We start from the raw sequence: 14,128 nt of genomic DNA on the forward strand, positions 1-14,128 counted from the left end.
GCGACAATGGTCGCCGCCATGTCCATATCCAGCACCGATCAGCCGACCACGCCGGAGAGCGGCCCCGAGGCCGCGCCGGTGAAGCCCGCCAGCGCCTACCGACTGGACCTGGACGGCCTACGCGGCATCGCGATCGCCCTCGTGGTGGCCTTCCACATCTGGTTCGGGCGCGTGTCCGGCGGCGTGGACGTCTTCCTGGTCCTGTCCGGCTTCTTCTTCACCGGCATGCTCGTCCGCCGCTCCGATGCGGGCGCCGTCGGGGTTCCGGCCACTCTGAAACGCACGCTGCGCCGACTATTACCCGCGATGGTGGTGGTGTTGTGCGCCGTGGTGGCGGCGGCCGTGGTGCTGATGCCGCACACCCGCTGGTCGGATATCGCGTCGCAGACGCTGGCTTCGCTGTTCTACTACCAGAACTGGTATCTGGCGCTGTCCTGGTCGGACTATCTGGCCGCCGACCCGTCGGTGAGCCCGTTGCAGCACCTGTGGTCCATGTCGGTGCAGGGGCAGAGCTACCTGGGCATGCTGCTGATCGTCGCCACGGTGGCGTGGCTGTGCCGCATCGCGATTCGATTCGGTTCGGCGCGCACGGCGGCGCTGCGGTATCCGGTCCTGCGCCGTCTCGGCGCGGCCGGCGTGCTGCGGGTGGCGCTCGCGGTGCTCTTCGCGATCATCGTGGTGGCGTCGTTCTGTTATGCCGCGCACGGTGTTTCCACCCAGCAGGGCTGGAACTACTACGACACCTTCGCCCGCGCCTGGGAGCCCCTGGCCGGCGCGCTGCTGGCGCTGGCCGCACCATATGTGCACCTGCCCAACCTGATTCGCAAGGGTCTCGCCTGGGCCGGTATCGCCGCCATCGCCGTGTGCGGGTGGCTGGTCAACGGCTCGTCGGTGTTCCCCGGTCCGGCCGCCTTGATCCCGGTGCTCGCCGCGGCCGCGCTGATTCTCGCCGGCTCCGGCCGGGCGACCGCGGAGCAGCCGCTGGTGAACCGGCTGCTCGCCACCCGGCCGATGGTGAAGCTGGGCAGTTTCGCGTACGCGCTGTACCTGTGGCACTGGCCGATTCTCATCTTCTACCTGGGTGAAGTGCATCAGCGCCGGGCCGGAATCCTCGGCGGCACGGTCATCATCGCGGTCTCGCTGGTCCTGGCTTACGCGACGAACCGCTTCGTCGAGGAGCCGCTGCGTATCCGCGCCACCCCAACTCTCCCGGCCCGCGCCCGAATCTTCGCCGGCGTCGCGGTGAGCACGGTCGGAGTACTGCTGCTCGCGTCCACGCTGGCCTGGCAGTGGACCAACAGCGCGAACGCGCACGCGGTCGGCGAACTGGATCCGGCCAAATACCCTGGTGCGGCGGCGCTCACGGACAATGCGCTGGTGCCGCGGGCGCCCATGCGGCCGACCGTGCAGGAGGCCCCCGCCGATATCGCCTACCCGACGCGTGACGGCTGCATCTCCGACTTCGACACCCGCTCGGTCATCACCTGCACCTACGGCGACAAGAACGCGCCGCGCGTGCTCGCGGTGGTCGGCAATTCGCATGCCGAGCACTGGATTCCGGCGTTGCAGATCCTGGGCGAGCAGCATCGTTTCCGCATCGAGGTCTATCTCAAGATGGGCTGCCCGCTCACCGTGGCCGACGATGCCATGTACAAGGGCCAGCACAATCCGGACTGCCGCGACTGGTCGGCCGAGGTGCTGGATCGGCTCGCCGCGGAGAAGCCGGACTGGGTGTTCACCACCGCCACCCGCCCCGCCGACAATGGCGGCGACGAGGTCCCGCAGGACTATGTGGACGTCTGGTCGGCGCTGCAGGATCGCGGCCTGCACGTGGTCGGCATCCGTGACACTCCGTGGCTGCGCCGCAATGGCATTCGCTACCGCGCCATCGACTGCCTGGCGGGCGGCGGCAACCGCGTCAGCTGCGGCATGAAGCGCGCGGACGCGCTGTCCCCGGAGAACCCGGCGGCGGCACCGGCGGCGGCCTTCCCGAACCTGCATCTCATCGACCTGAACAACGCGGTCTGCGAACCGGACCAGTGCACCGTGGTGGAGGGCAATATCCTCATCTACCACGACGAGCATCACCTGACCGCGAGTTATTCGCGTTCGCTCGCACCGGAACTGGGCAAGCAGCTGGAGCCGATCCTCGGCTGGTGGTGAGCGGGTTCAGTTCTCGCGCACGGGGTTGGAGCGCTGGTACAGCGCTTCCCACACCGCGAAGCTGGACAGCAGTTCGACTATGCGCCAGCCGCTTCCGGTCAACCGGATCGGGCCGTCCAGGCTCAGTGGTTCGTCCCAGCTGCCGGAGCCGTCCGTGGTGATCACCCCGTGGGCGGCGGCCACCCGCAGCACCCGCGAGACGCCCGGCCGCCGCATCCCCAGCGCGGTACGGAGTTCGCGCACCGTATGCGGACCCTGCACGAGCAGATCCATGACTTCGACGACACCGCGATGATTCACCAGGGCACGCAGTGCGGACAGCTCATCCGCCGGGTTGTTCATTACCCGACGCTATGTCCACGGGACCCCCTGGTCGCCGGCCGTTGACGGGGGTCATGCGGGGAGGCACGGATTCTTAACCGAATCCATACGCCCCCATAGTTGTGAAACAGGCGGTGGTGAAATGCGGCGGGCCCCGGTCACTCTCGTGGAGTGGCCGGGGCCCGGTTCGCTCGCGGGAAACTAGCCCTTGAACGGGTACTTGCTGTCGAGGTCGTAGTTCAGCTGAACCACATTGACCGTCTTCTCACCCATGAAGCCGAGAGCCCGGCCCGTGGTGTGGGAGTCGACCATCGCTTTGATCTGATCGTCGGAAACGCCGCGCGCCTTGGCGACCCGGGCCACCTGGATGGCCGCGTACGCCGGCGAGATCTGCGGATCCAGGCCCGAACCCGAGGCGGTCACCGCATCGGTCGGCACCGCGGTGTCGACCGAGGCGTCGCCGCGGATCGGGACGATCTGGCCGTCGGAGTAGTCCACGCCGCGCTGGGCGCATTCCACCGTGACGCCCTGGTAGGCCTGCTGGAACGGCTTGGTCGGGTTCTTCGGATCGGTCGAGCAGGCCTCGTTGACGCTGATCACCTTGGTCGGGTGCTCGACATTGCCGTGCGCGTCACGCGGGCCGATGACCGCCAGCACCGAACCGACACTGGCCGAGTCGGTCGGGCTGCCGCCGGTGCAGAACGGCCGGTGGCCGTCCACACCTTCCAGCGTGGCAACCGCCAGGCTGCGCGAGCACACCGTGCTCAGCAGGGCCTGCTTGTCCTTCTTCGGGTCGGCGGGGTCCAGGGTGTCCACGATGGACTCCGGGCCCATATTGCCGAAGGAGGAGTTGGTCGGGTCGTAGCCGTCCGGGATGCTGCCATCCGAAGGCGCCGAGTTCGACGGCCGCGTCTGGAAGTACTGCACCAGCGCGTTGCCCTTGCCGTCGGTGAAGGCCTGACCGATCAGGCTGGAACCGACCAGCTTGCCGTCCTTGGTGATCAGCGAGCCGTCGGCCTTGTCCTTCAGTCCGGGAATCTGCGAGATACCCAGGACCACAGCCGGATAGATGATTCCGGTGATCACCGTGAGCACCAGCAGTGCGCGCAGCGCCGCGATGTGCTGACGGATCCAGGTTGACATACGCATTACGACATCCCCGGGAAGAATTGAATGATCAGGTCGATGAGCTTGATCCCGATGAACGGCGCGACGATGCCGCCGATGCCGTAGATGTACAGGTTGCGGCTCAACAGTTTCGACGCGCTCGACGGACGGTAGTTCACGCCGCGCAACGACAGCGGGATCAATGCCACGATGACGACCGCGTTGAAGATCACCGCGGACAGGATCGCCGACTGCGGGGAGTGCAGTCGCATGATGTTCAGGACATCCAGGCCCGGGAAGATCGACACGAACAACGCGGGAATGATCGCGAAGTACTTGGCGATGTCGTTGGCGATCGAGAACGTGGTGAGCGCACCACGCGTGATCAGCAACTGCTTACCGATCTCGACGATCTCGATCAGCTTGGTCGGGTCGGAATCCAGGTCGACCATGTTGCCGGCTTCCTTGGCCGCCGATGTACCGGTGTTCATGGCGACACCCACATCGGCCTGCGCGAGCGCGGGCGCGTCATTGGTGCCGTCACCGGTCATGGCGACCATGCGGCCGCCGGCCTGTTCCTTTTTGATCAGCGCGAGCTTGTCCTCGGGAGTCGCCTCCGCGAGGAAGTCGTCCACGCCGGCCTCGTCCGCGATCGCCTTGGCGGTCAACGGGTTGTCGCCGGTGATCATGACGGTGCGGATGCCCATCTTGCGCATCTCGTCGAAGCGCTCCCGCATGCCCTGCTTGACGACGTCCTTCAGGTGGATGACGCCGAGCAGCTTGGCCTTTCCGTTCCGCACCTCGGCCACCACCAGCGGGGTGCCGCCGGATGCCGAGATGCCGTCCACGGTCACGCCGACCGCTTCCGGGATCTCCCCGCCCTGCGACCGCACCCAGTCGGTGACGGCGCTGGCCGCACCCTTGCGCAACTGGTGACCATCGGAGAGGTCCACGCCCGACATGCGGGTCTGAGCGGTGAACTCCACCCAGGTGGCGCCGGTCAGTTCACCCGGTGTGCGTTCCCGCTTGCCGAATGCCGTCTTGGCGTACACCACGATGGAACGACCCTCGGGAGTCTCGTCCGCGAGGCTGGAAAGCTGTGCGGCATCGGCCATCTCGTCGGGGGTGACACCCGGCATCGGCACGAAGTCCGAAGCCTGGCGGTTGCCGAGAGTGATGGTGCCGGTCTTGTCCAGCAGCAGGGTGTTCACGTCGCCGGCCGCCTCGACGGCACGACCGGACATGGCCAGCACATTGCGCTGCACCAGGCGGTCCATGCCGGCGATACCGATCGCCGACAGCAGCGCGCCGATGGTGGTCGGAATGAGGCACACCAGCAGTGACACCATGACGATGCCGGTGACGCCGTTCAGATCCAGCGCCAGGTTGTCGGCGACGCCGGGGTTGTTGGCCTTGGCGAAGATGGCCAGCGGCTGCAGCGTCGCCACCGCGAAGACGAAGATGATCGTCAGCGCGGCCAGCAGGATGTTGAGCGCGATCTCGTTCGGGGTCTTCTGCCGCGAGGCGCCTTCGACGAGCGCGATCATCTTGTCGATGAACGAGCCGCCCGGCTCCTGCGTGATCTTGACGACGACCCGGTCGGACAGCACCGTGGTGCCGCCGGTCACGGCCGAGCGGTCACCGCCGGATTCGCGGATGACGGGCGCTGACTCACCGGTGATGGCCGATTCGTCCACGGAGGCAATGCCTTCCACGACGTCACCGTCACCCGGAATGACCTGTCCGGCCTCGACCACCACGAAGTCGCCGCGCCGCAGTTCCGGAGCCGGAACGCTCTCCTCGACCACGCGCGCGCCCGGCGACCAGTCCACCAGCCGCCGCGCGACGGTGTCAGTCTTGGCCTTGCGCAGCGCGTCGGCCTGCGCCTTGCCGCGCCCCTCGGCGACCGCCTCCGCCAGGTTCGCGAAAAGCACTGTCAGCCACAGCCATACGACGATCGCCCAGGCGAAGAACGTCGGATGCGTGATCGCCAGGATGGTGGTCCACACGGCGCCGATCTCGACGATCAACATCACCGGATTGCGCCACAGGGTGCGCGGATCCAGTTTCTTGAAGGCGTCCGGCAGGGACTTCAGGAGCATCTTGGGGTCGAACAGTCCGCTCGCCACGCGCCCCTTGGAGCCGGCGTGCGTCTCGGCTACCGGAGCCGAATCGAGGGTGGGAGTGGTCATGAGTGGATTCCTTCAGCGAGCGGGCCGAGCGCCAGCATGGGCAGGAAGGTGAGCGCGACGAGAATGATCGTCACACCCGCGACCATGCCCACGAACTGCGGCCGATGCGTCGGCAGCGTGCCCTCGGAGGCCGGCGTGAAGCCTTGCTGCGCAAGCGAACCCGCCAGGGCCAGCACGAAGATCATGGGGATGAAGCGGCCGAACACCATGGCCAGGCCGAGCGCGGTGTTCCACCACACCGTGTTTCCCGACAGACCGGCGAACGCCGAACCGTTGTTGTTGGCCGCGGAAGTGAAGGCGTACAACACTTCCGACAGACCGTGCGCCCCCGTATTGGCCATGCCGGCCCGTTCTCCGGGCAGCGCCATCGCGATCGCGGTGCCGGTCAGCACGATCAGCGGCGTCACCAGGAAATACGAAGCGGCGAGCTTGATCTCCTTCGGCGTGATCTTCTTGCCCAGGTATTCCGGGGTGCGGCCGACCATGAGGCCGGCGATGAACACCGTGATGACCGCGAGGATCAGCATGCCGTACAGGCCCGAGCCGGTACCGCCGGGCGCGACCTCACCGAGCTGCATGTTGAACATGGTCATCATGCCGCCGAGGCTCGTGTACGAGTCGTGCGCCGAGTCCACCGCACCGGTCGAGGTAAGTGTGGTCGCGGTGGCGAAGGTCGCCGAATTCGATACGCCGAAGCGGGTTTCCACGCCTTCCATGGACGCGCCGATGGCACTGGGCACGGTGCCGTGATGCTGCAACTGGAAGAGGTTCATCAGCGTGCAGCTGAGGATCGCCAGCGAGGCCATGACGGCCGCGATCGCAGCGCCCTGCTTCTTCGAGCCGACCATGCGGCCGAAGGTGCGCGGCAGCGAGAAGCTGATGACCAGCAGCAGGAAGATCTCCAGCCAGTTGGTCCACGCGGTCGGGTTCTCGAACGGGTGCGCCGAGTTCACGTTGTAGAAGCCGCCACCGTTGGTGCCGAGCAGCTTGATGACTTCCTGGCTGGCCACGGGCCCGCCCGGCAGGGTCTGCTTGCCCGTATTGCCGACCGTGGTCGCGACCTGGTCGTAGACGTGCAGGTTCTCGATCACGCCGCCCGCGACGAGCACGACGGCGAAGATGATCGACATCGGCAGCAGGATGCGGATGGTTCCCCTCACCAGATCCACCCAGAAGTTGCCGAGTTCGCCGGTGTGCCGGCGGGCGAAACCACGCACCAGCGCGACGGCGACGGCAATGCCGACGGCGGCCGACACGAAGTTCTGCACGGTCAGGCCCATGGCCTGCACGACATGGCCCATCGTCGACTCACCGGCATAGTTCTGCCAGTTGGTGTTGGTGACGAAGCTGATCGCGGTGTTCCACGCCAGATCCGCGGTCATCTTGGTGCCGGGATCGTTGAGATGCCAAGGCAAATGACCCTGGATCAGCTGCAGGAAGAAGAGGAACAGCACGCTGACCGCCGAGAAGGCGAGCACGCTGCGTGCGTAGACGGCCCAGGTCATTTCGACACCGGGCTGGACGCCGATGAGCTTGTAGATGCCCTTCTCGGCCCGGGAATGCTTCTCGCTGCTGTAAACCCGGTACATGTAATCGCCCAGCGGGACGTGTACCAGGGCAAGCGCGACGATCAGGGATACAGCGAAGATGATCCCTGCGGTAGTGGTGCTCACCTAGAACCTCTCCGGATACAGCAGAGCCGCGACCAGGTAGACAGCGATGCCGATAGCCAGGACCAGACCGACAATGTTCTGAGTCACAGCTTCTCCACCCCGCGTTGGATCAAGCCGAACAGGGCGAAGATCGCCACGGTCAGCAATGTGAACACCACGACGGACATTTCTCGAAACCTTCCTCTTTCAAGACGCATTCGAGATGCGCCGGGAGTGAGTCAAGCGCCCGGTTTGACTGGGATCGAGGTCCTTTACGGCTTCTTAGCGTCGCAGACGTGCGCATTGACGGCCTGCTTACAGGGGCCCGTGGCGTGGCGCACAGATGCTGTCAACATCCACCGGCCGACCCGTATAGAAATCGTCAGTGCGAGCCGTTTCAGCAGCTCCGACGGTAGACAGAGGAGGGCCCGGCCGAACCTATCCGCAGCCGGCCGGGCCCTCGGCCACACATTCGAGTTAAGGAGACGACCTTGCCGGACCTCGCCGTCACCCTGATGGTGATCCTCGGCTTCCTCGGCGCCGCACTGTGCCTGCGGGCCATGGCCACGTCCGGGGGAAATCGTAGTGCCGTTCGCGCGGCCCGGCCGATCGAACGCACCCGACACGCAATGATGGACGAGTGAAACGCGGCCAACTACGCATCTACCTCGGCGCTGCCCCCGGTGTGGGCAAAACCTTCGCGATGCTCTCCGAAGCACGTCGCCGGCTCGAACGCGGGCGCGATGTCGTGGCCGCGGTGGTGGAGACGCACGGCCGCTCCAAGACCGCGGAGATGCTGGGCGGGATCGAACGGATCCCGCCGAAGATGCTCGAATACCGCGGCACCACACTGCCGGAACTCGATGTGGACGCCGTCCTGCGCCGCCGCCCCGCCGTCGTGCTCGTGGACGAGCTCGCGCACACCAACGCGCCGGGCAGCAAGCATGAAAAGCGCTGGCAGGACGTACAGGAACTGCTCGACGCGGGCATCGACGTGGTGTCCACCGTGAACGTGCAGCATCTGGAGAGCCTCAACGACGTGGTCGAGCAGATCACCGGGATCGTGCAGCGGGAAACCGTGCCGGACTGGGTGGTTCGCTCCGCCGATCAGGTCGAGCTGGTCGACATCACCCCGGAAGCGTTGCGCCGCAGGCTCTCCCACGGCAACGTGTACGCCGCCGACAAGGTCGACGCGGCACTGCGCAACTACTTCCGCCCCGGCAATCTCACCGCACTGCGCGAGCTCGCGCTGCTGTGGCTGGCCGATCAGGTGGATGCCGCGCTCGCGAAATACCGTGCGGACCACAAGATCACGGCCACGTGGGAGGCCCGCGAACGCGTGGTCGTGGCCGTCACCGGCGGCCCGGAATCCGAGACCATCGTCCGCCGCGCCAGCCGCATCGCCGCCAAATCCAGCGCCGAACTGATCGTGGTGCACATCGTGCGCGGCGACGGGCTGGCCGGCGTCTCCACGCAACGCCTGAACCGGCTGCGCGACCTGGCCACCAGCCTCGACGCCAGCCTGCACACCATCACCGGTGAGGACGTCCCCGGCACCCTGCTGGACTTCGCCCGCCAGGTGAACGCCACCCAGCTGGTGCTCGGCACCTCGCGGCGTTCCCGCTGGGCGCGCATGCTCGACGAGGGCATCGGCGCGACCGTGGTGCAGGAGTCCGGCAAGATCGACGTGCACATGGTGACCCACGAGGAGGCCAAGCAGAGTTTCCGCTGGTCGGCCCTCACCCATCGGGAACGCCAGCTGCGGTCCTGGTCGGCGGCGATCGTGGTGCCGTCGCTGGTCTGCCTGGTCACCTATTTCTGGCTGGACCGCTGGCTGGATCTGAGCGGCGAGTCCGCGTTGTTCTTCATCGGCGTCCTCGTGGTGGCGCTGTTCGGTGGCGTCGCCCCGGCCGCGCTGTCGGCCCTGCTGTCCGGGTTGCTGCTCAACTGGTTCTTCACCAGTCCGCGCTACAGCCTCACCATCGCCCAGCTCGACAACTTCCTCACCATCGTGGTGCTGCTGGTGGTGGCGGTCGCGGTGGCGGCACTGGTGGATGTGGCCGCGAAACGAACACGCGAGGCGCGCAAGGCTTCTCGCCAGGCCGAACTGCTGACGCTGTTCGCCGGTTCGGTGCTGCACGGCGCCGACCTGCCCGATCTGCTGGAACGTGCCCGCGAGACCTACAACCAGGACGCGGTCGCGCTGGTCACCGATGACGAGGTCATTGCCACGGTCGGCGAACACCCGCCGACCAAGGTTGCCGACGCCGAAACCGCTCTGGAAGCAGGCGACGATATGCACTGGCTGCTGTTCAAGGGTCGTCCACTCGCCTCCGGAGACCGCCTCGTGCTCGGCGCGGTCGCCAATCAGGCCGCGGGCCTGGTCCATCAGAAACAGCTACAGGAAGAGGCGAGCGCGGCCAGCGCCGTCATGGAGGCGGACAAGCTGCGGCGGGCGCTGCTGTCGGCGGTCAGCCACGACCTGCGCACCCCGCTGGCCGCGGCCAAGGCGGCGGCCTCCAGTCTGCGCAGCGACGATGTGGAATTCTCGCCCGAGGACACGGCCGAACTGCTGGAGACCATCGAGGAGTCGGTGGATCAGCTGACCGCGCTGGTCGGCAATCTGCTCGATTCCTCGCGGCTCGCGGTCGGGGTGATCAAACCGCAGAACCGCAAGATCTACCTCGACGAGGTGGTGCATCATGCGCTGATGGGCATGGGCACGCGCGGACTGCGCCGGGTGGCCATCGACCGGGTGAAGGTCGAGGTGGGCACGACCGCGGTGCGGGCGGATCCCGGCCTGCTGGAACGCGTTCTGGCCAATCTCATCGACAATGCGGTGCGGTACTCCCCCACCGACACACCCGTACGGGTCACGGCGGAGCGTATCGGGAAGCGAGTGGCCATCACCGTGGTTGACTCGGGACCGGGCGTACCGACCGGCCTGGAGGATCAGTTGTTCGAGCCGTTCCAGCGGCTCGGCGACCGCGATAATTCCACCGGCGTCGGCCTGGGCCTGTCCGTGGTCCGCGGTTTCGTGGACGCCATGGGCGGGACCGTCCACGCCGAACCCACCCCCGGCGGAGGGTTGACAATGGTGATCGATCTACCCGCAGGCGATCCGACTGCAGGCGATGAACAGGAGAACGAGTGACCAACACGGCGCCGGCGCCGACGAAAGTCCTGGTGGTCGATGACGAACCACAGATTCTGCGCGCCCTGCGCATCAATCTGTCGGTCCGCGGCTACGAGGTGACCACCGCGTCCAACGGGGCCGCGGCATTGCGTGCGGCAGCCGAGAAACACCCCGATGTCGTGGTCCTCGACCTCGGCCTGCCCGATATGGACGGCATCGAGGTGCTGCAGGGCCTGCGCGGCTGGTCCACCGCACCGGTCATCGTGCTGTCCGCCCGCACCGACTCCTCCGACAAGGTGGAGGCCCTCGACGCGGGCGCCGACGACTACGTCACCAAACCCTTCGGCATGGACGAACTGCTGGCCCGCCTGCGCGCCGCGGTCCGCCGTTCGGCCGGCACCGCCGCCGACACCGCCGAACCGGTGATCGAAACCGCATCCTTCACAGTGGATCTGGCCGCCAAGAAGGTCACCCGGCACGGCCACGACGTGCACCTCACCCCCACCGAATGGGGTGTGCTGGAGATGCTGGTCCGCAATCGCGGCAAGCTCGTCGGCCGCCGCGAGCTGCTGCGTGAGGTGTGGGGACCGTCCTACGCCACCGAAACCCATTATCTGCGCGTCTATCTCGCGCAGTTGCGGCGCAAACTCGAGGACGATCCGTCACAGCCCAAGCATCTGCTGACCGAGGCCGGCATGGGCTACCGCTTCCAGTCCTGACCCGTTCTCAGCGGGTCAGGCGCAGGGGCAACGACTTCAGGCCGTTGTTCAGATTGGATCGGATACGGCGGGCGTCACCGGTCTGCTCGATGCGCGGGAAGCGCGCGAGCAGTTCCTCGAAGAACACCCGCCCCTCCAGCCGGGCCAGATGCACGCCCAGGCAGAAGTGCTGCGCCAATCCGAAGGACAAGTGCGGGTTGGGGTTGCGCCGGATATCGAAGCGCTGCGAGTCGGCGAACACCCCCTCGTCCCGGTTCGCCGAGGTGTACCACATGGCCACCTTGTCGCCCGCTTTGATCGGGACGCCGCGGATCTCGGTGTCGGCGGTGGCGGTGCGGCGGAAGTAGTGCAGCGGGTTCGCGAACCGCAGGATCTCTTCCACCGCACCGGGAATCAGGCTCGGATCGGCTCGCAGGGCGGCCAGCTGCTCCGGATGTTGCAGCAGCAGTTGCAATCCCGAGGACAGCATGGTCCTGGTGGTGTCGTTGCCCGCCGTCACCAGCTGGGTGAAGAAGCTGCCGAACTCCAAGTCCGACATGGCTTTTCCGCCGAAGTTCCCGGCCAGGATCAGCGAGGTGAGATCCGCCTGCGGCGCGACCGCCCGCCGCCGCATGCTGAACTGGATGGCGTAGATGGCCATATTGGTCAGCTCTGCCTGCACGTCGAAATCGCCGACGAGTTCCGGATCCTGCTGGCTGGTGGACTGTTCCGCCCACCGCCGCAGGCTCGGCCAGTCCTGCGCGGGGATTCCGAACAGGCCGCCCACCACCTGGCTGGGGAGTACGCCCGCCACATCGTGCACGAACTCGACGTCGCCGTCGACGCCGTCGAGCAGGGCGCGGGTCAATTCCCTTACGCGGTCCTCCATCTCGCCGACCACGCGCGCCTTGAAGTGCTCGGCGAGCGGGCGGCGGTATTCGGTGTGCCGCGGGGGATCCATCATGAGCAGCATGTTGCGGGTCTGCTCGAGTCGTTCCGGGGGCTGGTTCTCCAGGATCACGCCCTCGCGTTCGGCGGAGAACAAATGCGGATTCCGCGCCACGTGCGCGAGATCGGCGTGTGTGAGAATCGCCCAGTAGCCGGGTTCGCCGGGCATGTCCTGCCAGTACACCGGCCTGGTTTGCCGCAGCTCGGTGAAGATCTCGTGGATCGGGCCGTCCACGTAGAGCCCCGGATCGTAGATGTCCATGACCGCGCTCACGGGTCACCTCGTTATTCACTAGACGGCATGTCTTTTGATTGGACGCTACCCAGGATGCGGGGTTCCCGGCGCCGTTCGGCGGGGTGATCCCAACCAGTGGACACCGGCACGAGAGGATGGTGCACATGGCTGTTGCGGCAATCGTTTTCGACATGGACGGCGTACTCATCGACACCGAGCCCATCTGGGAGGAGGTGCGGCGCGCCTACATCGGCGAACTGCACGGCCGCTGGCTCGCCGACACCCAGGACCGGCTCATGGGCATGAGCACCGCCGAATGGGCCGAGTACCTCAGCACCGATCTGCTGGACGGCCGCCGCACGCCCGCCGAGGTGGCCGACGATGTCATCTCCCGCATGGCCGCCCGGTACGCCGATCACCTGCCGCTGATGCCCGGCGCGGTCGAGACCGTGCGGACGTTCGCGGCCCGCTACACCCTCGGACTGGCCAGCTCGTCGCCGCGCCGGCTCATCGATGTCGTGCTCGATCACATGGGCGTCACCGACCTGTTCAAGGCGACGGTCTCCACCGAGGAAGTGGAACGCGGCAAGCCCGCGCCGGACGGCTACCTGGCCGCCGCGGCCGGACTGGGCATCGGCCCGGAACAGTGCGTGGCCATCGAGGATTCTAGCAACGGCCTGCGCGCGGCGCACGCCGCGGGCATGACGGTCATCGCGGTCCCGCATCCCAAGTACCCGCCCGCCGCCGACGCGCTGGCCCTCGCCGCTTTCGTGGCCACGGGCGGATTGACCTCCGTCACACCGGAGGTCGTGGCGGGCCTGTGAGCCCGGTGGCGGAATTCCGCTGATCCAATCCGCGTTCCGTACCCACGGCAGCCACATCCGGAGCCAATGGGAGGATCTAGACATGTCCGAGCAGACCGCCGCACCCCAGCCCACTGTTCCCGCGACGGCCGATCAGCCGGTCGAACTGTGGGCCGAGCGCACCGGGACCCGGGCCTACATCGGGCGCAACAATCGTGGCGGCGAGGTGCTCATCGCCTCCGCGGGCGTGCCCGGCGCCTTCACGCCCGGCGAGTTGCTGAAGATCGCCCTCGCGGGCTGCACCGGCCTGAGCGCCGATTTCACGCTGTCCCGCCGGCTCGGCGACGACTTCGACTCGACCGTGCGGGTCTCCGGCGACGCCGACCGCGAGAACGAGGTCTATCCGGAACTCACCGAGCAGTTCGAGCTCGACCTCAGCGAACTCGACAAGGACGCGCGGGAGCGCCTGCTGGTGGCCGCGCAGCGCGCCATCGACAAGGTGTGCACGGTGGGCCGCACCCTCAAGGCCGGCACCACCGTCAACCTGACCTTCACCGTCGACGAATGACCGCTGACCAGGCTCGTCTCAGCGCCTGGGTGCACGGTGACGTCCAGGGCGTCGGCTTCCGCTGGTGGACCCGCTCCCGCGCCCTGGAACTCGCCCTCACCGGCTATGCCCGCAACCACCGTGACGGCCGCGTCCACGTCATCGCGGAGGGCCCGCGCGACCGCTGCGCGAAGCTCCTGGAACTGCTACGTTCCGGGGAATCACCGGGACGGGTAAACCTGGTGGTGGAAGACTGGAGTGCCGCCCAGGGCGGCATGTCAGGATTCGAAGAACGATAGTGCGCACACAGTCCAGGGAGTCGCACC

At 67.0% G+C, this 14,128-nt stretch carries 13 protein-coding genes; 7 read left to right on the plus strand and 6 right to left on the minus strand.

What is annotated here, in order from left to right; translation table 11 throughout:
• Nucleotides 1-18 precede the first annotated feature (18 nt).
• Nucleotides 19-2,163, plus strand: a complete 2,145-nt coding sequence (locus tag ACH438_RS08420) for an acyltransferase family protein (RefSeq protein ID WP_397002689.1) — start codon at nt 19-21, stop codon at nt 2,161-2,163.
• A gap of 6 nt (nt 2,164-2,169) precedes the next feature.
• Here the strand turns inward: ACH438_RS08420 and ACH438_RS08425 are convergent, their stop codons facing one another.
• From ACH438_RS08425 to kdpF, 5 genes are all read right to left on the minus strand, one after another.
• On the minus strand, nt 2,170-2,505 hold the full coding sequence (locus ACH438_RS08425) for a hypothetical protein (RefSeq protein WP_397002691.1): 336 nt from the start codon (nt 2,503-2,505) through the stop codon (nt 2,170-2,172).
• 180 nt (nt 2,506-2,685) lie between these two features.
• Nucleotides 2,686-3,633, minus strand: coding sequence for a potassium-transporting ATPase subunit C (locus tag ACH438_RS08430; RefSeq protein ID WP_397002693.1), 948 nt, complete (start codon nt 3,631-3,633; stop codon nt 2,686-2,688).
• Complete coding sequence (gene kdpB / locus ACH438_RS08435) at nt 3,633-5,783, minus strand: potassium-transporting ATPase subunit KdpB (protein ID WP_397002695.1); 2,151 nt, start codon at nt 5,781-5,783, stop codon at nt 3,633-3,635. Before kdpB ends, ACH438_RS08430 begins: the two co-directional genes overlap by 1 nt.
• Nucleotides 5,780-7,456 carry a potassium-transporting ATPase subunit KdpA gene (kdpA, locus tag ACH438_RS08440; protein WP_397002697.1) on the minus strand — a complete coding sequence of 559 codons (1,677 nt, stop codon included), beginning with the start codon at nt 7,454-7,456 and terminating at the stop codon, nt 5,780-5,782. The genes kdpB and kdpA overlap by 4 nt, the downstream gene beginning before the upstream one ends.
• On the minus strand, nt 7,457-7,543 hold the full coding sequence (gene kdpF / locus ACH438_RS08445; RefSeq protein WP_397003699.1) for a K(+)-transporting ATPase subunit F: 87 nt from the start codon (nt 7,541-7,543) through the stop codon (nt 7,457-7,459).
• 383 nt (nt 7,544-7,926) lie between these two features.
• On the opposite strand from kdpF, the gene ACH438_RS08450 reads away from it, so the two are divergent.
• The 3 genes from ACH438_RS08450 to ACH438_RS08460 are packed head-to-tail and all read left to right on the plus strand — an operon-like array spanning nt 7,927 to nt 11,290.
• The gene (locus tag ACH438_RS08450; RefSeq protein ID WP_397002699.1) at nt 7,927-8,079 is read left to right on the plus strand and encodes a hypothetical protein; all 153 of its coding nucleotides are present in this window, start codon (nt 7,927-7,929) and stop codon (nt 8,077-8,079) included.
• Entirely contained in the window at nt 8,076-10,589 is a 2,514-nt protein-coding gene (locus ACH438_RS08455) for an ATP-binding protein (protein ID WP_397002701.1), read from the plus strand. Before ACH438_RS08450 ends, ACH438_RS08455 begins: the two co-directional genes overlap by 4 nt.
• Nucleotides 10,586-11,290, plus strand: a complete 705-nt coding sequence (locus ACH438_RS08460) for a response regulator (protein WP_397002703.1) — start codon at nt 10,586-10,588, stop codon at nt 11,288-11,290. Before ACH438_RS08455 ends, ACH438_RS08460 begins: the two co-directional genes overlap by 4 nt.
• Before the next feature lie 7 nt (nt 11,291-11,297).
• On the opposite strand, the gene ACH438_RS08465 is transcribed toward ACH438_RS08460, so the two are convergent.
• Complete coding sequence (locus ACH438_RS08465; protein ID WP_397002705.1) at nt 11,298-12,491, minus strand: cytochrome P450; 1,194 nt, start codon at nt 12,489-12,491, stop codon at nt 11,298-11,300.
• Between the two features lie 125 nt (nt 12,492-12,616).
• On the opposite strand from ACH438_RS08465, the gene ACH438_RS08470 reads away from it, so the two are divergent.
• The 3 genes from ACH438_RS08470 to ACH438_RS08480 all read left to right on the plus strand — a co-directional run bounded on the left by ACH438_RS08470 (nt 12,617) and on the right by ACH438_RS08480 (nt 14,101).
• Nucleotides 12,617-13,276 (plus strand): HAD family hydrolase, encoded by a 660-nt coding sequence (locus ACH438_RS08470; RefSeq protein ID WP_397002708.1) that lies wholly within the window; start codon nt 12,617-12,619, stop codon nt 13,274-13,276.
• 82 nt (nt 13,277-13,358) lie between these two features.
• Nucleotides 13,359-13,823 carry an OsmC family protein gene (locus ACH438_RS08475; RefSeq protein WP_397002710.1) on the plus strand — a complete coding sequence of 155 codons (465 nt, stop codon included), beginning with the start codon at nt 13,359-13,361 and terminating at the stop codon, nt 13,821-13,823.
• Complete coding sequence (locus ACH438_RS08480) at nt 13,820-14,101, plus strand: acylphosphatase (RefSeq protein ID WP_397002712.1); 282 nt, start codon at nt 13,820-13,822, stop codon at nt 14,099-14,101. Before ACH438_RS08475 ends, ACH438_RS08480 begins: the two co-directional genes overlap by 4 nt.
• Nucleotides 14,102-14,128: the final 27 nt, after the last annotated feature.

Origin of the sequence: Nocardia sp. NPDC020380 (assembly GCF_044386975.1) — a bacterium.
Classification (GTDB): domain Bacteria; phylum Actinomycetota; class Actinomycetes; order Mycobacteriales; family Mycobacteriaceae; genus Nocardia.

Bases quoted from the DNA above. Each gene is read 5' to 3' on its own strand.
- ACH438_RS08420 (WP_397002689.1), top strand. From the start codon at position 19: ATGTCCATATCCAGCACCGATCAGCCGACCACGCCGGAGAGCGGCCCC.
- ACH438_RS08425 (WP_397002691.1), bottom strand. From the start codon at position 2,505: ATGAACAACCCGGCGGATGAGCTGTCCGCACTGCGTGCCCTGGTGAAT.
- ACH438_RS08430 (WP_397002693.1), bottom strand. From the start codon at position 3,633: ATGCGTATGTCAACCTGGATCCGTCAGCACATCGCGGCGCTGCGCGCA.
- kdpB (WP_397002695.1), bottom strand. From the start codon at position 5,783: ATGACCACTCCCACCCTCGATTCGGCTCCGGTAGCCGAGACGCACGCC.
- ACH438_RS08470 (WP_397002708.1), top strand. From the start codon at position 12,617: ATGGCTGTTGCGGCAATCGTTTTCGACATGGACGGCGTACTCATCGAC.
- ACH438_RS08475 (WP_397002710.1), top strand. From the start codon at position 13,359: ATGTCCGAGCAGACCGCCGCACCCCAGCCCACTGTTCCCGCGACGGCC.
- ACH438_RS08480 (WP_397002712.1), top strand. From the start codon at position 13,820: ATGACCGCTGACCAGGCTCGTCTCAGCGCCTGGGTGCACGGTGACGTC.